This window comes from Nodosilinea sp. LEGE 07088, assembly GCF_015207395.1.
Lineage (GTDB): Bacteria > Cyanobacteriota > Cyanobacteriia > Phormidesmidales > Phormidesmidaceae > Nodosilinea.
On the sequence record NZ_JADEWX010000381.1, the window covers coordinates 1 to 1,282 of the forward strand.

Here is a 1,282-nt window from a genome sequence, read left to right on the forward strand (position 1 = left end):
GCTCCCCTTGTATGTTGAGAGAGAAGTAGTGCTAGACCGTATCCCCTAGGCACGTGATCGTCATAGTCCGTGGAGCAGCGAGGGTCGGCCCTACGATTCATCCTCTGAGAACTCGAAAAATCGCCTGGTTCCCACAGTGGAGACCGTATCGCGCAAGGATGAGTGCAGTGGATGGAGCTTTTTCACCTCAAATTGTGTTCTTTCAATGTTGGGTGTTCACCATGTCTGATCAACTCTCTAACCGGACCTGGTTCGGCATAGATGTGAGTAAAGACTTTCTCGATGTCTATGACCAGAGCCAACACCGCCATATCCGCTATGGCAACCAGAGTGACGGGATCGCGACCCTCATCGCAGCCCTCAGCGAGGTCCATGACAAGGCCTTTGTCTGTGAGGCCAGCGGTGGCTATGAAACCCCAGTCGCCACCCAGCTCGCCGCTCAGGGTTGGCCTGTGAGCGTGGTCAACCCCAGGCAAGTGCGGGACTTTGCCAAAGCCACCGGCACCTTAGCCAAGACCGACGCGATTGATGCGGCCATCCTCGCCCGATTTGGCCAGTTGATGCAGCCACCCGTCACCGTGTTCGCAACGGAGTTGGCGCAGCAGCTCAAAGACTGGGTGAGGCGTCGGCAACAACTCGTCGAGCTCCTCAGTGGTGAAAAGAATCGGAAACAACAACTGACTGGCCTGGGCAGCGTCCCTTTGCAAGAGGACGTTGAGGCCCACATCGAGTGGCTCGAGCACCGCATCAAGCAACTCGATGAAACGATTGAGCAGCTGAGCCAGCAGCAGTCTCAATGGCGTGACGACAAAGCCCTATTAACCTCCGTCAAGGGCATTGGTCCGGTCATTTCAACGCTCCTGCTCGCTGAGCTACCTGAGCTCGGCCACCTCACCGGCAAACAAATTGCCGCCCTGGCTGGATTAGCCCCCTTTAACCGCGATAGTGGTCGCTACCGGGGTCAGCGAACCACCTGGGGCGGCCGGGCCACTGTCCGCTCTGCGCTTTACATGGCGGTTCTCGTTGCGGTGCGCCATAACCCGCCGATACGCACCTACTATGAGCACCTCTTGAGCCGCGGTAAGGCGAAAAAAGTGGCCTTGATTGCCTGTGCTAGAAAACTACTGACCTGCCTCAACGCCATGCTGAAGCATCGGACGTCCTGGCAGGATGAATCCGTGACGGCCCGTTATGCCCCTGCCTAATCGAGCGGTCCAGCCAGGGGGCACTCTCTTTTGAGCTGGCTTTCATTGACATTTAAGATAATCGCTGCTCCCTAGCC

At 57.2% G+C, this 1,282-nt stretch carries 1 protein-coding gene; it reads left to right on the forward strand.

The features are described 5' to 3' along the window. Window positions 1-221 precede the first annotated feature (221 nt). A complete protein-coding gene (locus IQ254_RS31150) occupies window positions 222-1,205 on the forward strand; it encodes an IS110 family transposase (RefSeq protein ID WP_193970004.1) in 984 nt (327 codons plus the stop codon). Window positions 1,206-1,282: the final 77 nt, after the last annotated feature.

Bases quoted from the DNA above. Each gene is read 5' to 3' on its own strand.
- IQ254_RS31150 (WP_193970004.1), top strand. From the start codon at position 222: ATGTCTGATCAACTCTCTAACCGGACCTGGTTCGGCATAGATGTGAGT.